The sequence below is a fragment of the Citrobacter sp. BIDMC107 genome (assembly GCF_001037575.1).
In the GTDB taxonomy this organism is placed as follows: Bacteria; Pseudomonadota; Gammaproteobacteria; order Enterobacterales; family Enterobacteriaceae; genus Citrobacter; species Citrobacter freundii.
On record NZ_KQ089848.1, the window covers coordinates 4,142,763 to 4,169,484 of the forward strand.

At 51.6% G+C, this 26,722-nt stretch carries 20 protein-coding genes and 1 pseudogene; 8 read left to right on the forward strand and 13 right to left on the reverse strand.

Annotation, left to right across the window (positions count from 1 at the left end; translation table 11 throughout):
• The 8 genes from SK39_RS19215 to SK39_RS19250 form a co-directional block, all read right to left on the reverse strand.
• Positions 1-1,026, reverse strand: coding sequence for an ABC transporter permease (locus SK39_RS19215; RefSeq protein WP_032936628.1), 1,026 nt, complete (start codon positions 1,024-1,026; stop codon positions 1-3).
• Positions 1,026-2,120: a microcin C ABC transporter permease YejB gene (locus SK39_RS19220; RefSeq protein WP_003834575.1), complete on the reverse strand. Its 1,095-nt coding sequence runs from the start codon at positions 2,118-2,120 to the stop codon at positions 1,026-1,028. The genes SK39_RS19215 and SK39_RS19220 overlap by 1 nt, the downstream gene beginning before the upstream one ends.
• Positions 2,121-3,935 (reverse strand): extracellular solute-binding protein, encoded by a 1,815-nt coding sequence (locus SK39_RS19225; RefSeq protein WP_048217318.1) that lies wholly within the window; start codon positions 3,933-3,935, stop codon positions 2,121-2,123.
• Between the two features lie 99 nt (positions 3,936-4,034).
• On the reverse strand, positions 4,035-5,594 hold the full coding sequence (locus SK39_RS19230) for a cyclic di-GMP phosphodiesterase (protein ID WP_003840059.1): 1,560 nt from the start codon (positions 5,592-5,594) through the stop codon (positions 4,035-4,037).
• A gap of 172 nt (positions 5,595-5,766) precedes the next feature.
• A complete protein-coding gene (gene mepS / locus SK39_RS19235; RefSeq protein WP_003027474.1) occupies positions 5,767-6,336 on the reverse strand; it encodes a bifunctional murein DD-endopeptidase/murein LD-carboxypeptidase in 570 nt (189 codons plus the stop codon).
• Between the two features lie 413 nt (positions 6,337-6,749).
• Positions 6,750-7,463, reverse strand: a complete 714-nt coding sequence (locus SK39_RS19240; protein ID WP_003840063.1) for a phosphatase PAP2 family protein — start codon at positions 7,461-7,463, stop codon at positions 6,750-6,752.
• Positions 7,464-7,497: 34 nt separating this feature from the next.
• Positions 7,498-8,484 (reverse strand): CobW family GTP-binding protein, encoded by a 987-nt coding sequence (locus tag SK39_RS19245; protein WP_016150669.1) that lies wholly within the window; start codon positions 8,482-8,484, stop codon positions 7,498-7,500.
• Positions 8,485-8,603: 119 nt separating this feature from the next.
• A complete protein-coding gene (locus SK39_RS19250) occupies positions 8,604-10,070 on the reverse strand; it encodes a mannitol dehydrogenase family protein (RefSeq protein WP_032936632.1) in 1,467 nt (488 codons plus the stop codon).
• Between the two features lie 202 nt (positions 10,071-10,272).
• Between SK39_RS19250 and uxuA the strand changes: the two genes are divergently transcribed.
• Positions 10,273-11,463 carry a mannonate dehydratase gene (gene uxuA, locus SK39_RS19255; RefSeq protein ID WP_048217319.1) on the forward strand — a complete coding sequence of 397 codons (1,191 nt, stop codon included), beginning with the start codon at positions 10,273-10,275 and terminating at the stop codon, positions 11,461-11,463.
• 45 nt (positions 11,464-11,508) lie between these two features.
• Here uxuA and pdxR read toward each other — a convergent pair whose 3' ends face one another.
• Positions 11,509-12,981 (reverse strand): MocR-like pyridoxine biosynthesis transcription factor PdxR, encoded by a 1,473-nt coding sequence (pdxR, locus tag SK39_RS19260; RefSeq protein ID WP_003840070.1) that lies wholly within the window; start codon positions 12,979-12,981, stop codon positions 11,509-11,511.
• Positions 12,982-13,145: 164 nt separating this feature from the next.
• On the opposite strand from pdxR, the pseudogene torC reads away from it, so the two are divergent.
• The 3 genes and pseudogenes from torC (at position 13,146) to torD (ending at position 17,393) form a co-directional block, all read left to right on the forward strand.
• Positions 13,146-14,263: pseudogene (gene torC, locus SK39_RS19265) on the forward strand (pentaheme c-type cytochrome TorC).
• Positions 14,264-14,272: 9 nt separating this feature from the next.
• The gene (gene torA, locus SK39_RS19270; protein WP_048217320.1) at positions 14,273-16,771 is read left to right on the forward strand and encodes a trimethylamine-N-oxide reductase TorA; all 2,499 of its coding nucleotides are present in this window, start codon (positions 14,273-14,275) and stop codon (positions 16,769-16,771) included.
• A complete protein-coding gene (gene torD / locus SK39_RS19275; RefSeq protein ID WP_044711469.1) occupies positions 16,761-17,393 on the forward strand; it encodes a molecular chaperone TorD in 633 nt (210 codons plus the stop codon). The genes torA and torD overlap by 11 nt, the downstream gene beginning before the upstream one ends.
• A 715-nt stretch (positions 17,394-18,108) precedes the next feature.
• Here the strand turns inward: torD and yeiP are convergent.
• The gene (gene yeiP, locus SK39_RS19280) at positions 18,109-18,681 is read right to left on the reverse strand and encodes an elongation factor P-like protein YeiP (RefSeq protein WP_003027452.1); all 573 of its coding nucleotides are present in this window, start codon (positions 18,679-18,681) and stop codon (positions 18,109-18,111) included.
• A 157-nt stretch (positions 18,682-18,838) separates the two neighbouring features.
• Here yeiP and SK39_RS19285 point away from each other — a divergent pair, with 157 nt between their 5' ends.
• A complete protein-coding gene (locus SK39_RS19285; RefSeq protein ID WP_003027451.1) occupies positions 18,839-19,093 on the forward strand; it encodes a YkgJ family cysteine cluster protein in 255 nt (84 codons plus the stop codon).
• Here the strand turns inward: SK39_RS19285 and setB are convergent.
• Positions 19,090-20,271, reverse strand: coding sequence for a sugar efflux transporter SetB (gene setB / locus SK39_RS19290; protein ID WP_016150664.1), 1,182 nt, complete (start codon positions 20,269-20,271; stop codon positions 19,090-19,092). The genes SK39_RS19285 and setB overlap by 4 nt on opposite strands.
• Before the next feature lie 368 nt (positions 20,272-20,639).
• On the opposite strand from setB, the gene fruB reads away from it, so the two are divergent.
• Genes fruB through fruA form a run of 3 tightly spaced genes read left to right on the forward strand, consistent with a single transcriptional unit; the run spans position 20,640 to position 24,413 of the window.
• A complete protein-coding gene (gene fruB / locus SK39_RS19300; protein ID WP_003845166.1) occupies positions 20,640-21,770 on the forward strand; it encodes a fused PTS fructose transporter subunit IIA/HPr protein in 1,131 nt (376 codons plus the stop codon).
• Complete coding sequence (gene fruK, locus SK39_RS19305; RefSeq protein WP_003027446.1) at positions 21,770-22,708, forward strand: 1-phosphofructokinase; 939 nt, start codon at positions 21,770-21,772, stop codon at positions 22,706-22,708. The genes fruB and fruK overlap by 1 nt, the downstream gene beginning before the upstream one ends.
• Positions 22,709-22,724: 16 nt before the next feature.
• The gene (gene fruA, locus SK39_RS19310; protein WP_048217321.1) at positions 22,725-24,413 is read left to right on the forward strand and encodes a PTS fructose transporter subunit IIBC; all 1,689 of its coding nucleotides are present in this window, start codon (positions 22,725-22,727) and stop codon (positions 24,411-24,413) included.
• 85 nt (positions 24,414-24,498) lie between these two features.
• On the opposite strand, the gene SK39_RS19315 is transcribed toward fruA, so the two are convergent.
• Both SK39_RS19315 and cuyB read right to left on the reverse strand, forming a co-directional pair.
• Complete coding sequence (locus SK39_RS19315; protein ID WP_003845167.1) at positions 24,499-25,797, reverse strand: anaerobic C4-dicarboxylate transporter; 1,299 nt, start codon at positions 25,795-25,797, stop codon at positions 24,499-24,501.
• A 75-nt stretch (positions 25,798-25,872) separates the two neighbouring features.
• A complete protein-coding gene (gene cuyB, locus SK39_RS19320) occupies positions 25,873-26,592 on the reverse strand; it encodes a cysteate racemase (protein WP_048217322.1) in 720 nt (239 codons plus the stop codon).
• Between the last annotated feature and the right edge of the window lie 130 nt (positions 26,593-26,722).

Sequence of the window (26,722 nt, forward strand, 5' to 3'; positions counted from 1 at the left end):
TTAAATCGCCTTGTTGGGATCGAACGCGTCGCGTACCGCTTCACCAATAAAGATCAGAAGCGATAAGAGCAGGGCAACGGAGATGAACGCGGTGATGCCAAGCCACGGCGCCTGCAGGTTGTTTTTACCCTGTAACAGAAGTTCTCCGAGCGATGGCGAGCCAAGCGGTAAGCCAAACCCAAGAAAATCCAGCGAGGTTAGAGTGGTTATCGAGGCGCACAAAATAAACGGTAAAAAGGTCAGAGCGGCAACCATCGCATTGGGTAGCATATGGCGCAGAATAATACTGCTATCGCCCACGCCGAGCGCCTGAGCGGCACGAATATAATCAAAGTTTCGGGTACGTAAAAACTCCGCGCGCACCACGCCAACCAGGCTCATCCAGCCAAACAGCACGGTAATACCCAGCAGCCACCAGAAGTTAGGCTGGACAACGCTCGACAGTAGAATGATGAGAAACAGCGTTGGCATACCGGACCAAACTTCAATGAATCGTTGCCCCCACAGGTCCACCTTGCCGCCATAATAGCCCTGTATTGCGCCAGCCATAATGCCCATCACGCTCGAACACAGGGTGAGCATTAAGCCAAATAAGACAGAAATACGTGTGCCGTAGAGGATCCGTGCCAGTACATCACCGCCGTTGGCGTCTGTTCCCAGCCAGTTTTGTGCAGAAGGCGGGGAAGGGAAGGGCTTATCGGTGGCAAAGTTAATGCTGGTCGCCCCGAAGCGTATTGGTGCCCACAGGATCCAGCCCTGGTTTTCCAGGCGCTGCTGTAGCCACGGATCCTGATAATCAGCCCGGGTCGCCAGCGGTCCGCCGAAGTCGCTTTCACTGTAGTTTTTGAACAGGGGGAAATACCAGCTATTGTCGTAGCGCACCAGTAACGGCTTATCATTGGCAATCAGTTCTGAACATAGACTAAGACCGAACAGCACCAGAAAAATCCACAGCGACCAGTAGCCGCGACGGTTGTGGCGAAAGCGCGCCCAGCGGGCCTGATTGACGGGGCTTAATCGCGACATTAGCGTCCCTCAAAATCAATACGGGGATCGACCAGCGTATAGCTGATGTCGCTGAGGATATTCAGCAGCAGACCGATCAGGGTGAAGATATAGAGTGTGCCAAACATTACCGGATAGTCGCGTGATACGGTGGATTCATACCCCAGTAGTCCCAGACCGTTAAGCGAGAACATCACTTCAATCAGCAGCGAACCGGTAAAAAACATGCTGATAAACGTCGCCGGGAAGCCGGCGATCACCAGCAACATGGCATTGCGAAACACATGTTTCCACAGAATATTTTTCTCGCTGACCCCTTTAGCGCGTGCGGTGACGACATACTGTTTGCGCACCTCATCCAGAAATGAGTTCTTGGTCAGCATAGTCAGCGCGGCAAACCCACCAACTACCGTCGCCAGCACCGGCAGGGTAATATGCCAAAGGTAGTCGGTCACTTTCTGATACCAGGGCAGGGAGTCAAAATTGGCGGAAACTAGCCCGCGCAGCGGGAACAGGTCGTAGTAGCTGCCCCCGGCAAAAAAGACGATCAGCAAAATGGCAAACAGAAAGGCCGGAATGGCATAGCCAATAATAATAAATGCGCTACTCCAGACATCAAACCGGCTGCCGTTGTGAACCGCTTTGCGGATCCCAAGCGGTATCGACACCAGATAGATGATGAGCGTACTCCATAGGCCCAGCGTAACGGAAACCGGCAGGCTGTCTTTGATAAGCGTCAGCACAGAGGCGCTACGAAACAGGCTGTCGCCGAAATCGAAACGAATATAGTCCCAAAGCATTTTGAAATAACGCTCATGAATGGGCTTATCGAACCCGTAGCGCCGAGTGATTTCCGCGATGACTTCCGGGTCCAGACCCCGGCCGCCGCGATAATTACTGTCGCTGATGTTACCAACGCCGGTTTGCGCATGGCTGGCGCGAACGCCTTCGCTACCCGCGCCAGGTAATGCCCCGCTTTGCCCGAACTCAATGGCGGCGACGGCCTGTTCAACCGGACCGCCGGGGGCAATTTGCACGATAAAAAAGTTGATGGTGATGATGGCCCAAAGCGTTGGGATCACCAGCAGCAGACGTCGAATCAGATAAGCGCCCATCTATTCTCCCTGCCGTCTGGCTGCGGGCAGTTTCGCCGCTTTGTTGACGTCATACCACCAGTTGTCGAGGCCAATGGTATAAATTGGGCGAATAGCCGGATGCGAAAATTTGTCCCACCAGGCGATACGATCCTCGGCCATAAACCACATCGGCAACATGTAGTAATTCCAGGTTAAAACTCTGTCCAGTGCCCGGCCGAGTGGGATCAGTTTGGCTTTATCACCTTGCGCGGCAATGATTTGACCGATCAGCTTATCGATAACCGGGCTTTGCACACCGGGGGCGTTATAGCTGGAGTCAATATATTGAGAAGCCCACAGAATTTGCAGGTCTGAACTCGGCCACGGCATTGCGCGATACAACCTTGGCATCATGTCATAGTCGCGACTGCGTAAGCGGTTGGTGATTTGTGAGTTATCAACCTGGCGGATGTTCATGGTAATGCCTAAGCGTTGCAGGTTGTGCTGGAACGGCAACACCCACTGACTGTTGCTGCCCGCCGGGAGCAATAGTTCAAAGCTCAGAGGTTTACCGCTGACGCTGTTTACGCGCTGCTGCCCCTTGAGTACCCATCCGGCTTGTTCCAGTAAGGTATCAGCTTTCAGCAAGTTCTCACGATCGTAGCCATCGCCTTTTGATTTTGGCGGCTGATAGATTTGGCTGAAGACCTCAGGAGGGAGATCTTTTTTCAAGGGCGCGAGTATCACCAGTTCATCTGCATCGGGGTATTTTGTCGCAGCATATTCGGTATTCTGAAAATAGCTGTTGGTCCGGCTCCAGGCGTTATAGAACAGGGCTTTATTCATCCATTCAAAATCAAAGGCCAGCGTGATGGCTTCCCGCACCCGTCGGTCACTGAACACCGGACGCTGAATATTAAAGGCCAGCCAGCGCGTATCCTGGGCGGATTCATTTTTTTGTTCATCTTTGATGATGTAATGATTCGCGAAATTTTTCCCGGTATAACGCGTCGCCCAGTTTTTGGCATCATTTTCAAGACGCAGATCAAACGCACCGGCCTTAAACGCTTCAAAGGCGACGTTATCATCCAGATAATAGTCGTAGCGGATGGTATCGAAGTTCCAGCGTCCACGATTGACGGGCAGATTAGCAGCCCAATAATCTTTGACGCGCGAATAGACAATATACTGGCCCATCTTCCATTTGGTAATGCGATAAGGGCCGCTGGCGAGCGGTGGCGATGATAAGGGATCGCTGAGCTTATGGTCTTTCCAGTACTTCTCTGGCATCACGGGTAATGAAAACAGGCTGAGCATGTCCTCTTTACTCGGTTTGGCTAATTCAATGCGTACGGTTAATGGCGCGATGGCTTTTACCGTTGTTCCCTTGTAGACCAGACGAAACTGCGGCACGCCTTCAGTCATAAATTTGTGGAAGGTGAATGCGACGTCGCGGGCGGTAATGGGTGATCCATCGTGAAAACGCGCTCGTGGATTAATGGCAATTTCTACCCAGGAATAGTCGTCAGCATAGCGTGCGCTGTCGGCAATGAGCGGGTAATAGCTACCAGGCTCATCGTCAGAGGTTGTAAACAGCGTATCGTAAAGCGTTTCGGTACGTGCGCCGGGATTACCTCGCATTGCATAGCGGTTAAAGTTGTCAAATGTGCCAATGGCGGAGAGGGTGATTTGACCACCTTTAGGGGCTGCGGGATTAACATAATCGAAGTGATTAAAGTTAAACGCGTACTTCGGTTCACCCAGCACGGCAAAAGCATAGCTTTCTTTGATGGATTGCGCCTGGGCGCTAAACCCGATGAGGGTGATAAACAGAAGCAATACGCGAGGGATCATTAAAAGCGATTTCCTTTTCCTGCCACAACCCGACGGGCATCATGCCTGAAAGATAAGAGATGTAGCGGCGAGTGAGAATATATGAATCGCATACTGCGATCACCACGTCGGCTTATTGGGCTGCGCCATCCAACGCACGAAATCAGCAAGCTTTAATGGGCGGCTAATCCAGTATCCCTGGAAAAAATGTACTCCACGTTCGCGCAGCCAACGGGCTTGCTCAGGTGTTTCTACCCCTTCAGCAACCGTCAGCATATTAAGACGTTTAGAGAGTGTCAACACGGCGTCCAGAACCGGAGAGGTCAGGGTTTCCGTCCCAATGGCGTTAATAAAGCCGCGATCGATTTTCAGGTAGTCAACGGTAAAGCGTTCCAGATAAATAAGTGCGCTATGACCGGTGCCAAAATCATCAATGGCAATCTCAAAACCTGCTGAATGCAGCCATTCAAATAGCTCGATTGCCTTGTTTTGATGCAGCATATCCCGCTCGGTGATTTCCAGCACCAGTTGAAAATAGTTCGCGGGAAGGCAGGCGTACAGGCGTTGAATATCATCTTTAAACGTCTCGCCGTGTAAGTGCGTTGGCGCGATATTGATCCCCAATTTTGCGCCAGCGGGTAACACTTTTTGCAGCATCGGCGCGTCCTGGGCTATCAGCTTAAAGAGGTGCTGGGTTAGCGGCACAATCATTTTCTGTGATTCTGCGTAATGAATAAAGGCATCCGGGGGGATCTCACCGGTGGTCGGGTGATGCCAGCGTAATAGTACCTCAACACCTTTCACCTCCAGCGTTTGCACCTCTACCACGGGCTGGTACACCACATAAAACTGATTGTGTTTGATGGCGTTAAGGATATCTTTCCCCGGGCGTAAACGGACGGCATAGATGTAGTACCAGAGAAGGAGAGCGGTCATGATCCCGGCCATGCATCCGAGCATGATGGCGTATCCAACATCTTTATACGTCCACCGATCCGCGTAAAAACGCACCTCCAACGGGAATGTAGACAAGGCTGCATTATATGATGGGAGAGCAGGGAGTTCAGACACGGGGATTAATTGTTTGGAAAACGTGGTGATAGCCGTCTTCCCGACGATGAGTGCCACACCGTTGAAATCATCTTGCCGGGCGTTATAGAGAAGATAGGGTGCCAGGTTAACATTCAGGGTGGCAAAAACGCCGCTGTTCTGTAATGAATGATTGCGATACCAAATGAGTATTGCCGGTTTATTCGGCATCATTGGCGTACCGGGCTGGAGATCCATATCGATATCTTTCGTCATGTCCAGCACGGGAACCAATTGCTGAAGAGGCGTATTCATTGAACCGGTTGCTGAAGAGCAGAAAGCGATACCGTCTTTTACCAGCAAAAAGGCCCGCACATTCAGGCTAAACGCGGCGCTGGAAGTGAGTTGAGCTGAAGCTTGCGAGCAGGTGTCTTTTACCAGAGGTTGCAGTGTGTTGGTGGTGGTTTCAAGGTCAGCGAAGAAACTTTCAATATAGTTTTGTATGTTAGACGTTAGCGTGTCGTACTTTGCGTTTCGTTGATGCCATGACATAAAAAACTGCAGTGAGCTGACGAGTAACGCGACGACTATCCCCGTTATAACGCAGGTGAGCAGGAGTTTCCGATCGGAAGAAGAGGAGCGCCTTAACATAGTTCCTTATGTTTACCTGAAGTAACCACTTATCCTGTATGAATATAACCTGAAATGACTCATGTTGTGAGATTTTTCTTAGTCACAAGGGCAAAGCAAAAAAAAACACCGCCGTAGCAGTGCTTTTTTATATGTCTCATCAGGATAGCCAAGGGATAGCTGCCAAACGAAATTAACTGCGGCTTAGAACCCGGCGAGCTTCGTTGTAACGTTTTTTCCAGTAAGGCTCGTTCATGCTGGAAATGATAACGCCACTGCTGGTCGAGGCATGTACGAACTGGTTGTTGCCGATATAAATACCGACGTGTCGGCCAGTAGAGCCAGCACGGAACAGAACCAGATCGCCTGTACGCAGATTAGTGCGCGAAACGGATTTACCCGTTTCCTGTTGTTCATAGGTTGAGCGAGGAAGCTCTAAACCAAATTGCTCACGAAACGTACGCTGTACGAAGCTTGAACAATCAATGCCTTTTTTGGTGCTGCCGCCAAGGCGGTAACGCACGCCTTTCCAGTCAGCATATTGGTCCATAATACGTGATTTAACATCGATATTACGTACCATATTTTCAAATTCATCCTGAGAGGCTTGCAGTGAAGAGTTATCTCCATTGCCCACAGCATGCGTCTCAGAATGCATATTCCTGGCGGTGTTCGTTGTGCTACATGCAGAAAGCAGAACCGCAACTGCTATCGCGGGTATGCCCCGCAAGATATATCTCAAAATCGGTTGAGATTTGACCATTTTGTTTGTTTTCCCTTGAAGTCCTTAACGATAAATATCGTTATAAAAAATGCCAAACGTGACGAGACTAATTACCATCGCACGATGAGACAATTCCTTAAGGTCAAATCTGTGGCAGAACGCACAAATTTATTCTGAAAGGGAATAATTATCCCGCGAGGCAAAACGTGTTCGAGATTACCCGATCGTTCCGGTCAATGCGAGTGATTTTACGTGATTTCTTATAAGAAAAATTGATACAGAAAGTGAATAAACGGCATTGTCTAAATTAAGAACAATCAGGGTAAAAAACACGCAACTTACTCATTTTAAACATGAATAAGATGACAGGAGAATGACAATCAGAATGATGAAATATTGCCAGGCATCATCAGGGAATCAGAAGTATCCCTGATGATGTTAATTACTCTGCGTTATTTGTTTAAAAATTGTTTGTTTTTGCCGGGTAGATAATTCACGAACAGAGTGACTAATCGGTCGCTTAATGGCGTCATTAGCCACCAGGGAAGGCCAATCAAGACCACCGTCATGGAACCAACCACGATATCGGTGAGCCAGTGGGCGCCAATCATTACGCGTGGGAAGGCAAAAACCACAGCGATAATAAGGCCGATTATTCCTGCGACTTTTCCGAAATAACGCAGCATGAATGCGGAAAAAATAAGCAACATCATGCCGTGATCGCCAGGAAAACTGTCTTTCGACGCATCTTTGGTCGGAATATGCAGCAGTTCGCTGACGCGATAAATATTATCCAGCATCAGGGTTGGGCTGGCACGTTTAACGGGAATAAGCGCCTGGCCCAGCTGATTTAATATCACTGCGGTAAGCAGCATAACCAAACCGATAGCCACAATGCGTCGGCGACCTTCCGATGTCTCTTTGAGCCAAAAGTGCAGCATCAATGCGCCCATTGCCAGCAATGAGCAGCCGTCAAATGCCCGGTTATTGGTTATAGCAACAACCCATAAGAACAGCGGACTTTCCACCAGTTTATGATTAAAGAAGCGGAAAACGCCCGTATCCAGTGAAGACCAGAACCCATGCCCGGCTGGAATATACCAGGACAGAAACAGTGCCAGGCCCACAATATTAAGCAGGAGGATTAGAGGGTATCGGGTTTTCATCGTCGTTTACCATTGCTAAAAAACGAAGGCAACCTTACGCGCTAGCGCCTAAACGAAGTCTCAACAATGCGCTCTGTAGCGCATTCCAGTCGGTCTCGGTATCGGCGATGAGTTCAATACGACTATCTGGTGGCGCGACGTTTTGCGTCTCTATATGCCAGTCGTCTCCCTGGCGGTTAATGCGTACCAGTCCTTCTTTAATACGCATTACCCCCTTCACTCGTCCAACAGGAGCAAGACGCGACCATTCCAGCAGACCGATAGTATCGAACACAGTATCGGCGTCAAAAATCCAACCGCAGGCCTGATGGCCCTGTCCGCTGTTCAGGCTACGACGCCAGCGCTGCTGTGCGGGTAGACTCAACGCTGCTAGCCCCTTTTTGTCGGCATGACTATGGGCGTGCTCCGCGCTTGCAGGAAGCTCTGCCAGGTTTAGTCGGGGCAAATCCAGTAGCTGTCCATCAATTTGTCCATGGTCGGCATGAACTAACTGGCGATTACCTCCATAGTGTTGCCACCAGCTTTGCAGGGCGTCTTCGCTTTCCGTCGTGGCACGGTCGGTTTTGTTGGCAACAATGATATCTGCGGCGGCCAGCTGGTCGCGGAAATTGTCATTGGCGACGCTTTTTTCATCCAGTAACAGCCGCGGGTCAAGAATACAGAGGGTCGCACGCAGATCGATCCACGGTTCGTAAACCGGTGCGGTGAGTAAATCCAGAATCTGTTTAGGGTGGCCGAGGCCGGTGGGTTCAATGAGCAGACGGTCAGGTTTTCCCTGACGTAGCAGCGTATTGAGACCAACCTGCATCGGCAGACCGTTAACGCAGCACATACAGCCGCCGGGGATCTCTTTTAACAGCGCACCGCTGTTAGCCAGTAGCGCGCCATCAATGCCAACTTCGCCAAACTCATTAACCAGCACGGCCCACTTCTCAGCAGGATCTTTGTTTGCCAATAAATGAAGAATAGAGGTGGTTTTGCCACTGCCGAGAAAACCGGTGATGAGATTGGTTTTAGTCACATTTACTCCAGATTCATAAATTACCGTAATGGCATTTAACAATCCTGGCGAAAAACGGTGAAAAAGAGAAGGGGTGAGAGGACGAAGACGCGCTTCGTCCTGTTTAATGGCAGAAATCGTTAACTTTTTAACGTATCAATGACAGCCTGATGCGCACCGTATTGGGCAATGCGTTGCCAGGCCTGCTGAATGGCCGCGACAAACTGCGGATTCTGGACGAGATCGGTGGCGAAAATCTCGCGCAGCGAAAGCAGGGCGCTGACACGTTCTGACTCTGTGCTCTGTTTAACCAGAGCGGCAATTTTCTCACTTAGTGGGTCACGAATATCAATTGCGGCGCCTGAGTCATCCACGCCGCTCACATAACGCATCCAGCCTGCGACACCGAGCGCCAGCAGCGGCCATTCGCTTTGGCGGGCTAAATGTACGCGGATCCCTTCCAACATGCGCTGGGGTAATTTCTGGCTACCGTCCATCGCAATTTGCCAGGTTTTATGTTTCAACGCTGGGTTGGCAAAACGCTCCAACAGGCTTAGGGCATACTGGTCTAAATCAACGTCGGTAATTTGCAGCGTAGGCGCCTGTTCGTTGAGCATCAGACGGTGGGTGGCTTCACGAAATGCGCTGTCCTGCATACAGTCGCTGATGTGCTGGAACCCGGCCAGATAACCGAGATAAGCGAGAAACGAATGACTGCCGTTCAGCATCCTCAGTTTCATTTGTTCCCACGGCAAGACGTTTTCGACCATCTGGACGCCCGCCGTTTCCCATTCTGGGCGGCCACACACAAAATTATCTTCAATCACCCACTGGATAAACGGTTCGCAGCTGATTGCGCAAGGATCGGCAACGCCCAGCTCGCGTGCGATTTCAGCCAGTGACTCTTCGGTAGCGGCAGGAACAATGCGATCCACCATGGTACCCGGGAAGCTGGCATGCTCCTGAATCCAGGTTGCCAGTTCTGGTGAACGTTTTTCCGCCATTCCCAGTACGGCGTTTTTTACCACATGACCATTGTCCGGGATATTATCGCAAGAGAGGACGGTAAACGGCTGTAGCCCGCGTTCACGCCGGCGGTGTAGCGCTTCAACAATAATTCCTGGGACAGAGTGCGGTTCAGTCGGTGTTTGCAGATCGTGAGCAATACGTGGATTACTGAGGTCTAACGAGCCTGTAGCCGGATCGATGCAGTAGCCTTTTTCCGTAATGGTTAACGAGACAATAGCCACCTGAGGCTCGCAGAATTTTTCAATAATAGCCGCCAGTGAATCCAGCCTGGCGTTGAGACATTCGTTGACGGAGCCGATAACAATCGGTTGGTTGCCGTTGGCCCCTTTCTCCAGCACGGTAAATAAATGATCCTGTTCGCGCAGTTGGCTCATCAGTCGATCGCCGCTGAACAGACTGATCTCACAAATACCCCAGTCTCCACCCTGCGCATTCAGCACCCTGTCGGTGAGTAACGCCTGATGGGCGCGGTGAAAAGCACCGAAACCAAAATGTACAATCCGCGTTTTTAATTGCTGGCGGTCGTACTGCGGCATCATGACATTTTCCGCCAGTGGCGCTGAGGCAATAGTTTTCATTAAATACACCTGATTAACCATAAATTAACAATGGCAGTATAAAGTTATATGACAACAAATTGAATTGGTGTGCCTCATTTATCCGGGGAATGTGAGCTTGATCAACCAATCATCGGCAATGTGTTGATCATCTAACGGATACCTGTATGGTAGTCGTCATTAAGGTGATTTAATTTGGTATAACAACTTGTGAGGTAAAACAATGGAACAAACCTGGCGTTGGTACGGACCTAACGATCCGGTATCGCTTGATGATGTGCGTCAGGCTGGCGCAACGGGTGTTGTAACCGCCTTGCACCATATTCCTAACGGTGAAGTGTGGCCGGTAGAAGAAATTCAACAGCGTCAGGCCATTCTGGCTGAAAAAGGGCTGAACTGGTCGGTGGTGGAAAGTATCCCTGTCCACGAAGATATCAAAACGCGTTCAGGTCAATATCAAACGTGGATTGCCAACTATCAGCAGAGTATCCGTAATCTTGCGACCTGCGGCATCGATACCGTGTGCTATAACTTCATGCCGATCCTCGACTGGACGCGTACCGACCTCGAATATCAGCTGCCGGATGGTTCCAAAGCGCTGCGTTTTGACCAGATTGCCTTTGCGGCTTTCGAGCTGCACATTCTGCAACGCCCGGGAGCTGAAGCGGATTATACCGACGAAGAACAACGCCAGGCGCTGGACTACTTCAATGCCATGAGCGATGCAGAAATTGAAAAGCTGACACGCAATATCATTGCTGGCCTGCCTGGCGCAGAAGAGGGCTATACGCTGGATCAGTTTCGTGCTCGCCTTGCTGAATATGACGGCATCAGTAAAGACGATCTGCGCGAAAATATGGCGGTATTCCTGCGGGCGATTGTGCCAGTGGCAGAGGAAGTCGGTGTGCGTCTGGCCGTGCATCCTGACGATCCGCCGCGCCCGATCCTCGGCCTGCCGCGTATCGTTTCGACTATCGAAGATATGCAGTGGCTGAAAGAAACCGTCGACAGTATTAATAATGGTTTCACCATGTGTACCGGTTCTTACGGCGTGCGCGCTGATAACGATCTGGTGAAAATGATCGAAACCTTTGGCGATCGTATCCACTTCACGCACCTGCGCTCGACCTGTCGTGAAGATAACCCGAAAACGTTCCACGAAGGTGCGCACCTGCAGGGTGATGTGGATATGGTATCGGTGGTGGCTGCCATTTTGAGCGAAGAGCAGCGGCGTAAAAAGGCGGGCGACCTGCGTCCTATCCCGATGCGTCCGGATCATGGGCACCAGATGCTTGACGATCTGCACAAGAAAACCAATCCGGGCTACTCGGCGATTGGTCGCCTGAAAGGACTGGCAGAAGTCCGCGGCGTTGAGCTGGCGCTGAAACAAACGCAGTTCCGCGACCTGCTGTAAGTCTAACAACAGGGATTGCGCTACAGGCGCAATCCCTGTTATTCATCAAGGCTGCGCGAGCGCCTGCTCCAGCACTGTCAGCACTTTATTGATCTGCTGTATCTGCAATCCACCAAAACCAAAAAACATAACAGCATCGCTGTTTTCTTTGCGCCATGCGGCTTCTGATCCATTTTCTATATCCGGCAGAGTGTCGAAACGGATCCCAGCCAACAGGCAGCTTTGTTGCAACCTGGCGATGAATTCGGTATGTCTGGCAATGCGTAACGAGAGGTGCAGACCTGCCGTTGCGCCAGCGATTTTCCCTTCGGGAAACAGAGTGGACAGGCCATCGCGTAACAGAGTGAGGCGCGTCGCATAGCTGCAGGCCAGCTTGCTGATATGCGTATAAAAAACCTGATTTTGCATCAGTTCGGCTAAAAATTGCTGCAACAACCACTGACTGCCGTTGTTATTGAGCGCTTTCATGTTCTGTACCGCCGGAAGCAGTTCATCAGGGCAAATAAGATAGCCAAGCCGTGCGCCTGGCCCCAGTGTTTTAGAAAATGTCCCCATATAGATAACCCGGTTGTGATAATCCATGGCTTTCAGCGCGGGAAGGGGATTGTCCCCATAGGTAAAAACGGCATCGTAATCGTCTTCAATGATGTAAGCGCCGACGCGTTGCGCCCACGTTAATAATGACTGACGGCGCTCCAGCGAAAGCACACTTCCCATCGGATACTGATGAGCTGGAGTAACATAACAAAGCTGGGTTTCATACTCGGGTAAATTATCTGTTTGCAGCCCGTGGTTATCTACGGCAATTGACGTAATGTCTGCACCGTAATAATTAAAGAGATGCCATGCGCCAGAATAACAAGGGGATTCGGTCACAATATGGCACTTTTTTTGCTGACTGACAGCATGATGAATAATAAATATTTGGCTGAGTAGTGATAATCCTTCCTGAATCCCGTTGGTAATGATGATGTTCTCTGCTCGGGTATTAATTCCGCGGGATAAATTAAGGTATCTGACCAGTTGCTCACGTAGTGAAAATAATCCATTTGGTGAATGATACCGGGTAAATAATTGTTCTTTAAGTATGCTTGGAGCATTATTCCATTTCCGCCAGCTTGACCAGGGAAAAGCGTTGGGGTCGGGGACGCCCATCCGGCAGTAGCACTCTCGTCCAGGCTCGGCGTAAACATCGGTAGAGACCCCGGCAGCTTTAGGTTTTACCGGTGGGGAGCCTTGGGTTACGGGCACATGAGTTGGGGTTATACGTACAGGCGTGGTGAATATCACTTCATAGCCAATGCCGTGTCGGCTCTTGATTAACCCAGCCGCCATCAGCTTATCATAGGCCATCACTACCGTTATTTTAGCAACGTGCAATACCTGAGCCTGCTCGCGAATAGAGGGGAGTTTGTCTCCACAAAGCAAATCACCCTGCTGAATTGCCTGGAAATAAAATTGAAATATCTGCAGTTGCAGCGGAGTACGGCTTTCTCTATTGAGCGTCAGTGTTAGCATAAGAAATTCCTTATTTACAGATGGTCACTATATTACGAATTTCTGATCTTTACTATTTGACTCACCTCATAGAGTGGCTGCTGTTCCTATAATCTGCTTTCGCTGTCTCTATTTTTGATTTTTATTATCCCTTAGCGTGTCGCTATTAAAAAATGGAGGCAAGCATGTCGTGGATAAGAAAGAACGCATTGTGGTGCGCATTCGTCGGGGCGGTAGTAATGGCCTTGGCTATTTGGGGAACGTGGCAAGGCGTTCATTACACCAGTGCCACCGAATTTTGCTTATCGTGTCACTCGATGCGCACGGCTGGGGAGGAATATAAAACCAGCGTGCATTTTCGCAACGCGCCTGGCGTGCGGGCTGAGTGTAAGGATTGTCATATTCCACCGGGCGTTGTGCCAACGCTTATTCGTAAAACTGAAGCCTTAAACGATCTCTATCACACCTTTATTTCTCCTTCTATCGACACTCCGGAAAAGTTTGCTGCCAAACGCTCGGAGCTGGCCCAACGGGAGTGGGCGCGCATGAGCGCGAATAATTCAGCGGCGTGTAAATCCTGCCATAGCTATGAGGCAATGGATCATGGCAAGCAATCGGCAAATGCGGCGGCGCAAATGACCGCGGCGGCAGCAAAAGACAGTAACTGTATCGATTGCCACAAAGGAATAGCCCATCACAAACCCGATATGAGCAGCGGTTGCAGCTACAGCGTCAGGGAGATACGCCAACGGATGCGTCCACACTGTTCTCATTAAGCGAAAAATCATTGGCGGCAACGGCAGAAAGTCCGGCAGGGAAGGCGCTGTTATTTCCCGCCACCGAGGCCAAGGTGCTGAAAAAAGAAGGCAGTAACGTCCAGCTCGAAATTACGGGCTGGCGTGAAAGCAAAGGGCGTGGACGGGTGATCACCCAGTATATGGGGAAACGCGTTTTCTCCGCCGTGCTCGATGAGCCCCTGATGGCGAACGTAAAAGTGCTACAAACCCAGGTCGATCCTGATTCACATCAGGAATGGCAGCAGGTGAGCGTCACCGCCTGGACCACCGATCAGGACTTTATCAGCACACTTGCGCCAATCTGGGAGTACTCAGATCAAATGCTGCAATCCACCTGTAGCGCCTGTCATAGCACTCCTCCTACGACCCGATATACCGCTAATGGCTGGATCGCTGGATTGAAAGCCATGTCGACCTATTACCGGCTTAATCCGGTGGAGGAACGTACGTTGTTGAAATACCTCCAGACCCACGCCAGCGATGTGTCTGACACCAACAAAAAGTAAGGATAATGTATGGATATTCATGACTTTAATCCGTCCCGCCGCCGTTTTCTCAGCGGTATGTTGGCGGTGGGTGCTGCCAGCGCACTGGCGCCTAATCCGCTTATATCAAAAGTGTGGGCGGCGGGGGAAAATCCCGAACAGTGGATTCAATCAGGTTCGCACTATGGCGCTTTTGAAGCCAAAGTGGTCAACGGTGAGTGGACCGAAACCCGTCCGTTCAAACATGACAAATATCCCTGCGATATGCTGAACGCGGTGCGTGAAGTGGTCTACAACCCGTCGCGGGTGCGCTACCCGATGGTGCGTCTGGACTGGCTGCTTAAACGTGAGGAGTCGGATCGCAGCCAGCGCGGAGATAACCGTTTTGTACGGGTCAGTTGGGATCAGGCGCTGGATTTGTTGTACGAAGAGCTGGAGCGGGTGCAAAAAACCTATGGTTCATCAGGCGTATTTACCGGGCTTGCTGACTGGCAAATGGTAGGCAAATACCATAAAGCGGGCGGGGCGATGGACCGGGGACTTGGCCTGCATGGTAGCTATGTGACAACTGTCGGAGACTATTCTGCGGCAGCGGCCCAGGTCATTTTACCGCATGTGATTGGTTCACTGGAAGTTTATGAGCAGCAGACGTCACTCCCGCTGGTGATTCAAAACAGCAATACCATCGTGTTGTGGGGCTGCGATCCGATCAAGAACTTGCAGATCGAGTTTTTGGTTCCCGATCACGATGCGTTTGGCTACTGGCAGCAGATTAAAGAGGCGGTAGCGCAGAATAAGATGCGCGTTATCAGCGTTGATCCAGTGCGTAGCAAATCTCAAAACTATCTTGGCTGCGAGCAATTGGCGTTGCGGCCACAAACCGATGTCGCGTTAATGCTGGCACTGGCGCATACCCTGTACGAAGAAAAACTGTACGACACGGCGTTTATTACCGATTACACCGTCGGCTTTGAACAGTTTTTACCGTACCTGCTGGGCGAGAGTGATAAGCAGCCGAAAAATGCCGAATGGGCGGCTGAAATCTGCGGGCTGACAGCAGAGCAGATCCGAGACTTCGCCCGCCTGTTGGTGAAAGGCAGGACACAGTTTATGGGCGGTTGGTGCGTACAACGCATGCACCACGGTGAGCAGTATCCGTGGATGCTGGTGGTACTGGCCAGTATGGTCGGTCAAATTGGTTTGCCCGGCGGCGGGGTCGGATTTGGCTGGCACTATAACGGGGGTGGGACGGTAACATCGACCGGGCCAGTGCTCTCCGGGCTGGGGAGTATTACTAATCCCCCGCAGGCGAAGTACAAAGCGGATTTTCGCGGCGCATCGGAGCATATCCCCACTTCGCGTATCGTTGACTGCCTGCTTGCGCCAGGCAACAAGATTGCCTTCAACGGTGAGACGTTAACGTATCCTGACATCAAAATGGCGATCTACAGTGCGGCCAATCCATTCCACGCCCAGCAGGACAGGAACCGCATGATCGACGCGTGGAAAAAGCTGGAAACCGTGGTGGTGTTAGATCACCAATGGACCGCGTCGTGCCGTTTTGCCGATATCGTTCTGCCTGTGACCACCCGTTTTGAACGTAACGATATTGAGCAGTTCGGCACGCATTCGAATAAAGGGCTGATGGCGCTGCATCAGATTGTTAAACCGCAATACGAAGCGCGGCATGATTTTGACATCTTTGCCGGGCTGTGTAAGCGATTTGATAAGGAAGCGGTGTACCGTGAAAACCGGAATGAAATGCAGTGGATACAGGCGCTTTATGACGAAGGTGTGAAGATGGGGGCGTCGCTCGGTGTTACCTTACCGGACTTCACAACGTTCTGGCAGGGTGACGGATATATTGAATATCCGTCGGGTCAGCCGTGGGTACGTCACGGCGAGTTTCGTGAGCAGCCAGACCTGAATCCGCTGGGAACGCCGTCAGGTCTTATTGAAATCTATAGCAAAACCATCGCGGGTTTTGCCTATGAGGATTGTCCGGGGCATCCGGTATGGATGGAACCCTTTGAGCGTACCCATAGCGGCAAAAAAGATAAATACCCGCTGCATTTGCAATCCTGCCATCCGGATAAACGTCTGCATTCCCAGTTGTGCTCAAGCGAGGCGTTTCGCAACACCTATGCAGTTGCCGGAAGAGAGCCGCTTTATATCAGCGAACAGGATGCCACCACTCGTGGCTTAAAAGCCGGTGATATCGCCCGCGTTTTTAACGCTCGTGGTCAGGTACTGGCTGGCGTGGTAATCAGTCCGGATTTTACCCCTGGCGTGGTCCGTATTCATGAAGGCGCGTGGTACTCCCCGCAGGAAGGGGGGAAAGCCGGGACATTATGCACCTATGGCGACCCGAACGTGCTGAGTGCGGATATCGGTACTTCACAGCTGGCCCAGGGGCCTTCAGCACATACCGTGCTGGTGGAGGTCGAGCGTTATCAGCAGAAAGCCCCGCCGGTGACGGCTTTCGGTGGTCCGCAGATTGTGAAAGAGGAGGGGACCAGTGCAGCATAATCAAATTCATCAGCAGCGGGCGGCTGTGTACCAGTGGTTTTCGCAACTGTTATTTCGTGAGCTGGATGAAAAACAGCTCGCCAGTCTGGAAAATGGCAATAGCCAGGCATGGATTGCCTCACTCGAGGCGATCCCCGGATTATCTGCCAATGTTAAACGTTTTGAGCGTAGCCTGGGCCGGGTTCTGCGGCGCGACTCCCGACAGCTGGAGCTGGCCGCAGATTTTGCCTCGTTGTTTCTGCTGGCCCCGCCGGCTAGTGTTTCTCCCTATGCGGGGCACTATCCACACACGACAGCGGCAGAAGAACGTCGGCAAATGAATGTGCTGCTGGTTGAGCAAGGGCTGGCGGCGCGGGAGAATGAACCCTCCGATCATATTGCCGTACAGTTGGCATTAATGGCGAGGATGGTTGCTAAAGAGGAGAAATTCTCCGCGCAGTATTACTTTTTGCATCATCATATTCTGTGCTGGGCACCGTTATTTCGCGACGCATGTCTGGTGCGGGATAACGAGGGGTTTTATCCTCAGGCGGTTAATCTGATAGTGCGTTTTATGCAAGAGGATGAACAGTATCTGGAGTCGCTGCTGATGGATGATTTTTATTTCAGCAGTCAGCGCTGAAAATGACAAAGGGACAGCCTGCGCTGTAATGCCAGTCAGTAAAGCATTATGGAGAATATTTGATTGCGGCATAGGGTTCCGTTCACCTCAGTGGAGTCATTTCTCTGAAACGCCGTTACCCGTGAACGTGCAAGGGAGGCTCACCGCCGCCTCCCTTGCATCCCAGGCTCCCAGCGGGAAAATCGTCGCTGCGCGAGTTATTCGTCTTATGCCGTCTGCCTGTCGGGTCGGTGCCGAGCCTGCATCCTTGCAGGCCGTCCCCTCTGCCCGCATCCCTGCGGGCAGCCCCGGTCAGCCGTCAACGCCTCATCGATTTTCAGCCGGACCGGGGTCATCGCTTTAACGCTCTGGCTTCCAGTTAAATCTGTTTTGCTGTTTAAACAAAAAACGCAGGTGGTCAGGTGTGGGCTGGTCCGGCTGAAAATTGCCGACGTGTTTCCGTAAGGCCGGGAGAACCCGCATGGATGCGGGTTCAGGGCGCGTTTTGCAGGGACGCTACCTCGCGCCCGGCCCGGTAGCCTGGAGGAATAAGCGGAGGGAACCACGAAGTGGCAATTTTCCCGCCGGGAGCCGGGATTGTTAAGGGTACGTCGATAGTACCCTTAACACGTTCACAGGCAGTATGGTTTCAGAGAAGTGATACCACTAAAGTGAACGGAACATTTTGCCAGAGATAACATGCCATTATCTTTGGTTCACCTGTAACGACAGGAGATTAATCTGCACGGCCCATATAGCGACGTTCTTCGATATGAATACGGATTTTTTCACCCGCACTCAGATACTCAGGAACCTGGATCACCAGACCGGTGCTCAGGGTTGCTGGCTTGTTGCGCGCACTCGCTGAAGCACCTTTAATACCCGGTGAGGTTTCAACGATTTCCAGGTCTACGGTCTGCGGCAGTTCAAGCGCCAGCAGTTGGCCGTCCCAGGTCAGTACCTGCATATCCGGCATACCGCCTTCCGGCATGAACAGCAGCTCTTCTTCAATCTGGTCTTTGGTGAAGGTATACGGGGTATAGTCTTCTTTATCCATAAAGATGTATTCGTTGCCATCGACGTAGGAGAAATCAACCCCGCGGCGGCTCAGGGTGACGGTATCCACGATATCGTCGCCTTTGAAGCGTTCTTCAACTTTCAGACCGGTACGCACATCAGAAAAACGCATTTTGTACAGAGTAGCTGCACCACGTGCGGATGGTGATTGAATATCGATATCTTTTACAATCAGCAGCTTGCCGTTGTAGTTTAGTACCATACCTTTTTTAATTTCGTTCGCTCTTGGCATCGAAAAAATCCTGTAGTGAGGAGTGTCTAAAATATCGCGTAAAACTACTCGCGCCGGGGCATTCAGGCAAGCGGAATTCATGCTTTTGCTGGTGCCAAAAAGGTGGTACTGTGCGCTTCCCGCACAATCCGATGGTTTACGATAAAGAGAGTACTGTATGGAATGCCGTCCGGATTGTGGTGCATGCTGCACCGCGCCTTCAATCTCCAGTCCCATCCCTGGCATGCCTGATGGCAAACCTGCTAATACGCCATGCGTTCAGCTGGATGAATCCCTGCGTTGCAAAATTTTTGCTTCGCCGCTACGACCAAAAGTGTGCGGCGGTTTACAGCCCAGTGCGGAAATGTGCGGACAGACGACGCACCAGGCCATGGTTTATCTCATCGAGCTTGAAGCGCTGACCGCGCCTTAAACGTCCTTGATGCGCGCCAGGCACACAACGGTGGCGACGATCATCACCAGCGCAAACCAGAACACCGCGTGATAGTTCCAGATTTCAGCGGCAATCCCCGCCAGCGATCCGGCAATAATCCAGCCCACGCGAATGGTATTCGTATACAGGGTCGTTGCTGAGCCTGCCTGTCCTGGCATCAGATCCTGGAAATAGAGCATGCCAATTCCGCCGAGGATGCCGATGTAAATCGCATTCAGCAGCTGTAAGCCAAGTAATATCGCCGGAGAGTGAGCCAGCAGCATACCGGCATAAAAGAAGAATCCGGCGACGACGGCAATTCTCATCAACAGACGTTTGCCCAGACGCTTTGCAAAATAGCCAGCAATCAACATGGTCGGGATTTCCAGTCCGGCAGCGGTACCCATCATGATGCCAGCCAGTTTTTCCGGCAGATGCAGTTCGTTGATGATAAACAGCGGCATATTAATGATATAGAGACTATTAGTGCCCCACATTAATGTGCAGATAACAAACAGCAGCAGCGTGTCGCGTCGATTGCGGCGCGGGGCTTCAACTGCGCCTGTTGCGAGCGGCACGTTTTTACTCATCGAGGGTAAAAATAACCAGACCATTACGCCGCAGACAACAAACGCCACCGCTGCGCTGAGATACATCACCGTAAAGCTGAACCCCATGGCCAGCGCGTAGGCCAGCGGTGGGCCAATTACCCAGGCCAGCGAAACCTGCGCACGTAATATTGAGCTGAACATGACAGCTTCCCGACCTGTGCGATCGGCGTGTTCACGGGCGAGAGCAAACATTTGCGGGTTGGCAGTCGATCCAAAGCTGCTGAGGAATACCCCGATAAACAGCAGAATAAAATAGTTACGGTTCCAGGCGAACAGCACGCAGGCCAGCATCCCCAGCACGCAGCAAAACACAATCAGGTTTTTGCGATCGCCTTTTTTATCCGAGCGCCCGGCCAGAAACTGACTCACCAAAATGCCGATCACGGCGCTGCCGGTAAAAAAGAACCCGACCATGCCGGGACGGGCATGGACTTCATCCGTCAGAAAAAGGCTAAGCGTTGGCGTCTGCAACGCACCGGCGATACCCGTCAGAAATGCGACAAGCAGGAACGCCGAAGACGTTAAATCAAACGCCTTGGGTGTGGCGGCTACGGGGGTGTTATGCATGTTTTGATATCAATGATGTGAAGAGACGCGGAGTTTACGCCGCTTGTCAGAAAATAAACAGGGAGCCAAATCAAAATCGGCATCAAAAATCAAAATAGCATTTCAGTCAAAGAATGCTGTTTGCTGACGTTGCTGAATCTGACAAGCTGACGCCGTTTTTCCGTCAGCAGTTTTTTCTCCTTCGCAGAGAAAATGTGCGTTATCTCTAAATTCAGCAAGTAATTTGTCAACTTTACTTGTGTGCTGAAGAAAAAAGAGCAAGACTTCTTGAAACGTTTCAGCGTCATCTCGCCATAACTGATGGAGTCAGGTGACGCCTTTTTTCTCATGTTAGCTGAATCGTTTCAAATCAGCGGGAGAGGAGAACCATGTTCCAGTTATCTGTTCAGGATATTCACCCGGGCGAACAGGCCGGGAATAAAGAAGAGGCTATTCGCCAGGTTGCCGCTGCCTTAGTGCAGGCGGGTAACGTCGCGGAAGGCTACGTCGATGGCATGCTGGCGCGCGAACAACAGACGTCCACGTTCCTCGGCAACGGTATTGCGATTCCTCACGGTACGACGGACACGCGCGATCAGGTGCTGAAAACCGGTGTGCAGGTTTTTCAGTTTCCGCAGGGCGTGACCTGGGGCGAAGGGCAGGTTGCTTATGTGGCAATCGGCATCGCCGCAAGCTCTGATGAACACCTCGGTTTACTGCGTCAGCTGACACACGTGCTGAGCGATGACTCCGTCGCTGAACAGCTGAAATCTGCGACCACGGCGGAAGAACTGCGTGCGCTGCTGATGGGCGAAAAGCAAAGCGAACAGCTGAAGCTTGATAACGAAACGCTGTCGCTGGATGTCGTGGCCAACTCGCTGGTGACGCTGCAGGCACTCAACGCGGCACGACTGAAAGAAGTCGGTGCAGTTGACGCCACCTTTGTGACCAGAGCAATCAATGAGCAGCCGATGAATCTCGGTCAGGGGATCTGGCTGAATGACTGTGCTGAAGGCAACGTTCGTAGCGCTGTTGCGGTCAGCCGTGCAGCAACAACGTTCGATGTACAAGGTGAAGCGGCAGCCCTGCTGGTGACCGTCGCCATGAATGACGATCAACCGGTTGCCGTGCTGAAGCGCCTTGGCGATCTGCTGCTGAATAATAAAGCTGACCGTTTGTTGAAAGCCGATGCGGCAACGGTGCTGGCGCTGCTGACCAGCGATGACGCCTTAACTGATGATGTACTGAGCGCCGAATTTATTGTGCGCAATGAGCATGGGTTACATGCCCGCCCGGGCACCATGCTGGTGAATACGATTAAACAATTTAACAGTGAAATTACCGTGACAAATCTTGATGGAACCGGCAAACCGGCGAATGGACGCAGTCTGATGAAAGTTGTGGCATTAGGTGTGAAAAAAGGACATCACCTGCGCTTTACCGCACAGGGCGAAGATGCTGAACAGGCGCTGAAGGCGATTGGAGAAGCCATCGCGGCAGGTCTGGGGGAGGGCGCGTAATGAGCAGACGTGTTGCGACTATCACCCTTAACCCGGCTTACGACCTGGTGGGCTTTTGCCCGGAAATTGAACGCGGTGAAGTGAACCTGGTTAAAACCACCGGTCTGCACGCGGCAGGGAAAGGAATTAACGTCGCTAAGGTTTTGAAGGATTTAGGTATCGATGTCACTGTGGGCGGCTTCCTGGGTAAAGACAACCAGGATGGTTTTCAGCAGTTGTTCAGCGAACTGGGTATTGCCAACCGTTTTCAGGTTGTCCAAGGGCGTACCCGTATCAACGTCAAACTGACCGAAAAAGACGGTGAAGTTTCTGACTTTAATTTCTCCGGCTTTGAAGTCACCCCGGCTGACTGGGAACGCTTTGTGAATGACTCGCTGAGCTGGCTGGGCCAGTTCGACATGGTGTGCGTCAGCGGCAGTTTGCCGACCGGCGTGAGCCCGGAAGCCTTCACCGACTGGATGACGCGCCTGCGCAGTCAGTGTCCTTGCATTATCTTTGATAGTAGTCGTGAAGCGTTGGTGGCGGGTCTGAAAGCGGCACCGTGGCTGGTGAAACCAAACCGTCGTGAGCTGGAAATCTGGGCAGGCCGCAAACTGCCGGAAATGAAAGATGTGATTGATGCGGCGCATGCGTTGCGCGAGCAGGGTATTGCTCACGTGGTGATTTCACTCGGCGCGGAAGGTGCGCTGTGGGTTAACGCTTCAGGTGAGTGGATTGCTAAACCGCCGTCAGTTGAGGTGGTCAGCACCGTCGGCGCGGGTGATTCAATGGTTGGCGGTCTGATTTACGGCCTGCTGATGCGTGAGTCCAGTGAACATACCCTGCGTCTGGCGACGGCTGTTGCCGCCCTGGCAGTAAGCCAAAGTAATGTAGGCATTACCGATCGTCCTCAGTTGGCCGCAATGATGGCGCGTGTCGACTTAAAACCGTTTAACTGACAGCAGGAGAGGCATAATGAAAACGCTGCTGATTATTGACGCTAATCTCGGCCAGGCTCGCGCTTACATGGCGAAAACCCTGCTTGGAGCGGCGGCACAGAAAGCACATCTGGAAATTATTGATAATCCGAATGATGCCGAACTGGCAATTGTTCTGGGCGATACGCTTCCTGCCGACAGTTCGCTGAACGGCAAAAAAGTCTGGCTGGGCGACATTGGTCGTGCGGTTGCGCACCCTGAACTGTTCCTCAGCGAAGCGAAGGGCCATGCAAAACCTTACAGTGCCCCGGTTGCAACAGCACCTGTGGCCAGCAGTGGTCCAAAACGTGTAGTGGCAGTGACGGCGTGTCCGACCGGTGTTGCTCATACGTTTATGGCTGCTGAAGCGATTGAAACAGAAGCGAAAAAACGTGGCTGGTGGGTGAAGGTTGAAACTCGAGGTTCTGTTGGCGCAGGCAATGCCATTACGCCGGAAGAAGTGGCTCATGCGGATCTGGTGATTGTGGCAGCTGACATTGAAGTTGATCTGGCGAAGTTTGCCGGCAAACCGATGTACCGCACCTCTACGGGTCTTGCGTTGAAGAAAACCAAGCAGGAGCTGGACAAAGCGCTGGAAGAAGCAACACCGTACCAGCCAACCGGTAAAGCGCAGACTTCAGCAACCGAAAGTAAGAAAGAGAGCGCGGGGGCATATCGTCACCTGCTGACGGGCGTCTCTTACATGCTGCCGATGGTGGTTGCTGGCGGTCTGTGTATTGCACTCTCGTTCGCTTTTGGTATCGAAGCGTTTAAAGAGCAGGGTACGCTGGCGGCGGCGCTGATGCAGATTGGCGGTGGTTCAGCTTTTGCGCTGATGGTGCCGGTTTTGGCAGGTTATATCGCGTTTTCCATCGCTGACCGTCCTGGTCTGACGCCGGGTCTTATCGGCGGTATGCTGGCGGTGAGCACCGGTTCCGGCTTTATTGGCGGGATTATTGCTGGTTTCCTTGCCGGTTATGTGGCGAAGCTTATCAGCACGAAGTTGAAACTCCCGCAGAGTATGGAAGCGCTGAAACCGATCCTGATCATTCCGCTGTTCTCAAGCCTGGTGGTTGGTCTGGCCATGATTTACCTGATCGGCAAACCGGTGGCTGGCATTCTGGAAGGTCTGACCCACTGGCTGCAAACCATGGGTACGGCGAATGCGGTGCTGCTTGGAGCGATTCTTGGCGGCATGATGTGTACCGATATGGGTGGTCCGGTTAACAAGGCGGCGTATGCTTTCGGTGTGGGTCTGCTGAGTACGCAAACTTATGCGCCGATGGCGGCCATCATGGCGGCAGGTATGGTTCCCCCGCTGGCTCTGGGTTTGGCAACGCTGGTTGCGCGCCGTAAGTTCGACAAAGCGCAGCAGGAAGGCGGCAAAGCAGCGCTGGTACTGGGCCTGTGCTTTATCACCGAAGGGGCTATTCCATTCGCTGCCCGTGACCCGATGCGCGTTCTGCCTTGCTGTATCGTTGGTGGTGCGATTACCGGTGCTATCTCGATGGCAGTGGGTGCGAAACTGATGGCGCCACACGGCGGGCTTTTCGTCCTGTTAATTCCAGGCGCAATTACGCCGGTACTGGGCTACCTGCTGGCCATTATTGCCGGTACGCTGGTAGCCGGTCTCTCCTACGCGGTGCTGAAGCGCCCGGAAGATGAGGTTGTGGCAAAAGCGGCATGATTTAATGCTGACATCAGGGGCAGAGATTTCTCTGCCCCTTTTTTTATTGATTAACTGCTGCCTGAAGATAGATATGTAAAACGGTTCAGGCAATCATTGGCGCGATGATAAAACCAAAGGCAACGCCAGCAATGATCCCACCCAGTCCTGGCAGCATAAATGGATGGTTTAAGACATACTTGCCCACGCGTGTTGTCCCTGTGGTGTCGAACTCCATTGCCGCCAGCGAAGTCGGGTATGTTGGTAGAACAAACACCCCGGTTACCGCCACATAGGAGGCCAGAATCGCCCATGTAGGTACGCCGAGCGCAACGGCCAGAGGGATAATCAGCGGCGTTGTGGCGCCTTGCGAGTAGAGAAGTGCGCAGGTACCAAACAGCACCAGCGCCAACAGCATCGGATAAGCCCGTAGAATATCGCCTGCGATATCCTTAATCTCCGCTAAGTGGGCATCAATGAAGGTCGTTCCCAATGTAACAATCCCGAGAATGACGGCCAGTGAACTCATCCCTGCTCGAAATGTGGAGGTCAGGACAATAGCATCGGTTGATGTTTTGCATAACACCACCATCAGGCAAGCGGCAGATAGCATACAAATAATGATGATATCCCGGGTATTCATTGGGTTGCCGGCATCAAATCCGGGGCGTAGCTGCGGGCAGGCGGCAAGAATAACGATGACGACCGTTGCTAACATGAACAGGGCGACTGAGAGTTTGGCACCCGGTACAGTGCTGTTTTGCCCTTCATATTTACGCACCAACCCTTTTTGCAGGCGTTCAAGATAGACTTCATCATCTTGTAGCTCGCATCCCTGACGTGAGGCGATAAAAGCGGCGGCCATCGCGGCAACAAACGAAGCTGGCAGACATACCGCCATAACCTGGATAAAGGTGACACCGTTGCCTTCCATAATGGTCAGCATCGCCGCCATTGCGGCACTGATCGGTGAACCGGATATCGCCACCTGAGAGGCGACCACGGAGCCGGCGAGCGTACGAGAAGGGCGGATACCGGACTCTTTGGCGACTTCGGCAATCACCGGTAGGGTAGAAAATACAATGAACCCTGTTCCGGCCATAATGGTCATCGACCAGGTGATAATCGGTGCAATAATATTGATATATTTAGGATTACGCCGCATGAAATTACCGGCTACGCGAACCAGATAATCCATACCTCCGGCGGCCTGTAGCGCCGATGCTGCCACGACAACTGTCATAATAATGAGAATAACGTCAACGGGGGGCGAACCAATTTGTAGATCAAATCCCAACGTTAAAATAGCCAGCCCCAGCCCGCCGCATAAACCGATACCTATTCCGCCGAGGCGGATACCAAAAAATATTGCACCCAACACGACGATAATTTCTAACCAAACCATAATGGCCTCCGCCAGAGAATAATTTGTTATTAAAATAAGTGTTTGTTTAATGCTTTATTAAACTGGTGACGGCTGTTATTGCGCCAGAAGATGATGTTTGCCAACCCGCTTTTCGTACCATTTAATACCGGCGCGTACTAATGAACCGGTTGAGTCAATATATTTATCTGGTGAGTTTTTGACTGCGTTGGCAAGAATGACGGGGACTTCAGTACATCCCAGTACAATGACTTCTGCACCGCGTGAAAAGAGCATTTCAGCCTGTTCATTCATCAGCGTTTGTGCCCGCTTAAGATCGCCGGCTTTTAAGCAATAAATGCTATCCATGACTTTTTCCTGACCGGATGAATCAGGGCAGACACAGGTTAAGCCAAGAGATTCTATGCCTTTTTGGTAGAGTCCCATGTAAAGGGTGGCGTTGGTAGCAAGTAAACCGATACGTGATTTTCCGCAGTTTTTGACTTCATCCATGGTGGTTTCAACGATACTGAGTAACTCTGTATGACAGCACTCTTTTAATTCATTAAACCAAAAGTGGGCAGTATTACAGGGGATCACAATACACTCCGCACCAGCATCTTCCAGTTTATGCATATAATCACGCATTGCCGGAAGTGGGGAATGACCATGATGCATTAACGCATCAGTTCGATCTGGAATATCAGGGATGGATGAAATAATTAATGGGATATGTTCCTGATCGCGTTGCGCTGCGGTAAAGGTGACGAATTTATTAAAAAGATCGACGGTTGCAGCAGGTCCCATACCACCAAGTACGCCAATTAAACCTTTCACAATATATACCTCTATTACCGATATTTAATATCAGGGCTGGTGTGTGTCTGGTGTCTATGTTTAACAGCAGTGTGTCGTGAGGAGAAATGCAATAATGTATGGTTCAATGCAAAAACTGCATGGGTGCAGT

Bases quoted from the DNA above. Each gene is read 5' to 3' on its own strand.
- SK39_RS19215 (WP_032936628.1), bottom strand. From the start codon at position 1,026: ATGTCGCGATTAAGCCCCGTCAATCAGGCCCGCTGGGCGCGCTTTCGC.
- pdxR (WP_003840070.1), bottom strand. From the start codon at position 12,981: ATGCTAACACTGACGCTCAATAGAGAAAGCCGTACTCCGCTGCAACTG.
- SK39_RS19240 (WP_003840063.1), bottom strand. From the start codon at position 7,463: ATGAAAACCCGATACCCTCTAATCCTCCTGCTTAATATTGTGGGCCTG.
- yeiP (WP_003027452.1), bottom strand. From the start codon at position 18,681: ATGCCAAGAGCGAACGAAATTAAAAAAGGTATGGTACTAAACTACAAC.
- SK39_RS19285 (WP_003027451.1), top strand. From the start codon at position 18,839: ATGGAATGCCGTCCGGATTGTGGTGCATGCTGCACCGCGCCTTCAATC.
- SK39_RS19230 (WP_003840059.1), bottom strand. From the start codon at position 5,594: ATGTTAAGGCGCTCCTCTTCTTCCGATCGGAAACTCCTGCTCACCTGC.
- SK39_RS19315 (WP_003845167.1), bottom strand. From the start codon at position 25,797: ATGGTTTGGTTAGAAATTATCGTCGTGTTGGGTGCAATATTTTTTGGT.
- torA (WP_048217320.1), top strand. From the start codon at position 14,273: ATGGATATTCATGACTTTAATCCGTCCCGCCGCCGTTTTCTCAGCGGT.
- SK39_RS19250 (WP_032936632.1), bottom strand. From the start codon at position 10,070: ATGAAAACTATTGCCTCAGCGCCACTGGCGGAAAATGTCATGATGCCG.
- SK39_RS19220 (WP_003834575.1), bottom strand. From the start codon at position 2,120: ATGGGCGCTTATCTGATTCGACGTCTGCTGCTGGTGATCCCAACGCTT.
- uxuA (WP_048217319.1), top strand. From the start codon at position 10,273: ATGGAACAAACCTGGCGTTGGTACGGACCTAACGATCCGGTATCGCTT.
- fruA (WP_048217321.1), top strand. From the start codon at position 22,725: ATGAAAACGCTGCTGATTATTGACGCTAATCTCGGCCAGGCTCGCGCT.
- SK39_RS19225 (WP_048217318.1), bottom strand. From the start codon at position 3,935: ATGATCCCTCGCGTATTGCTTCTGTTTATCACCCTCATCGGGTTTAGC.
- fruB (WP_003845166.1), top strand. From the start codon at position 20,640: ATGTTCCAGTTATCTGTTCAGGATATTCACCCGGGCGAACAGGCCGGG.
- setB (WP_016150664.1), bottom strand. From the start codon at position 20,271: ATGCATAACACCCCCGTAGCCGCCACACCCAAGGCGTTTGATTTAACG.
- mepS (WP_003027474.1), bottom strand. From the start codon at position 6,336: ATGGTCAAATCTCAACCGATTTTGAGATATATCTTGCGGGGCATACCC.
- fruK (WP_003027446.1), top strand. From the start codon at position 21,770: ATGAGCAGACGTGTTGCGACTATCACCCTTAACCCGGCTTACGACCTG.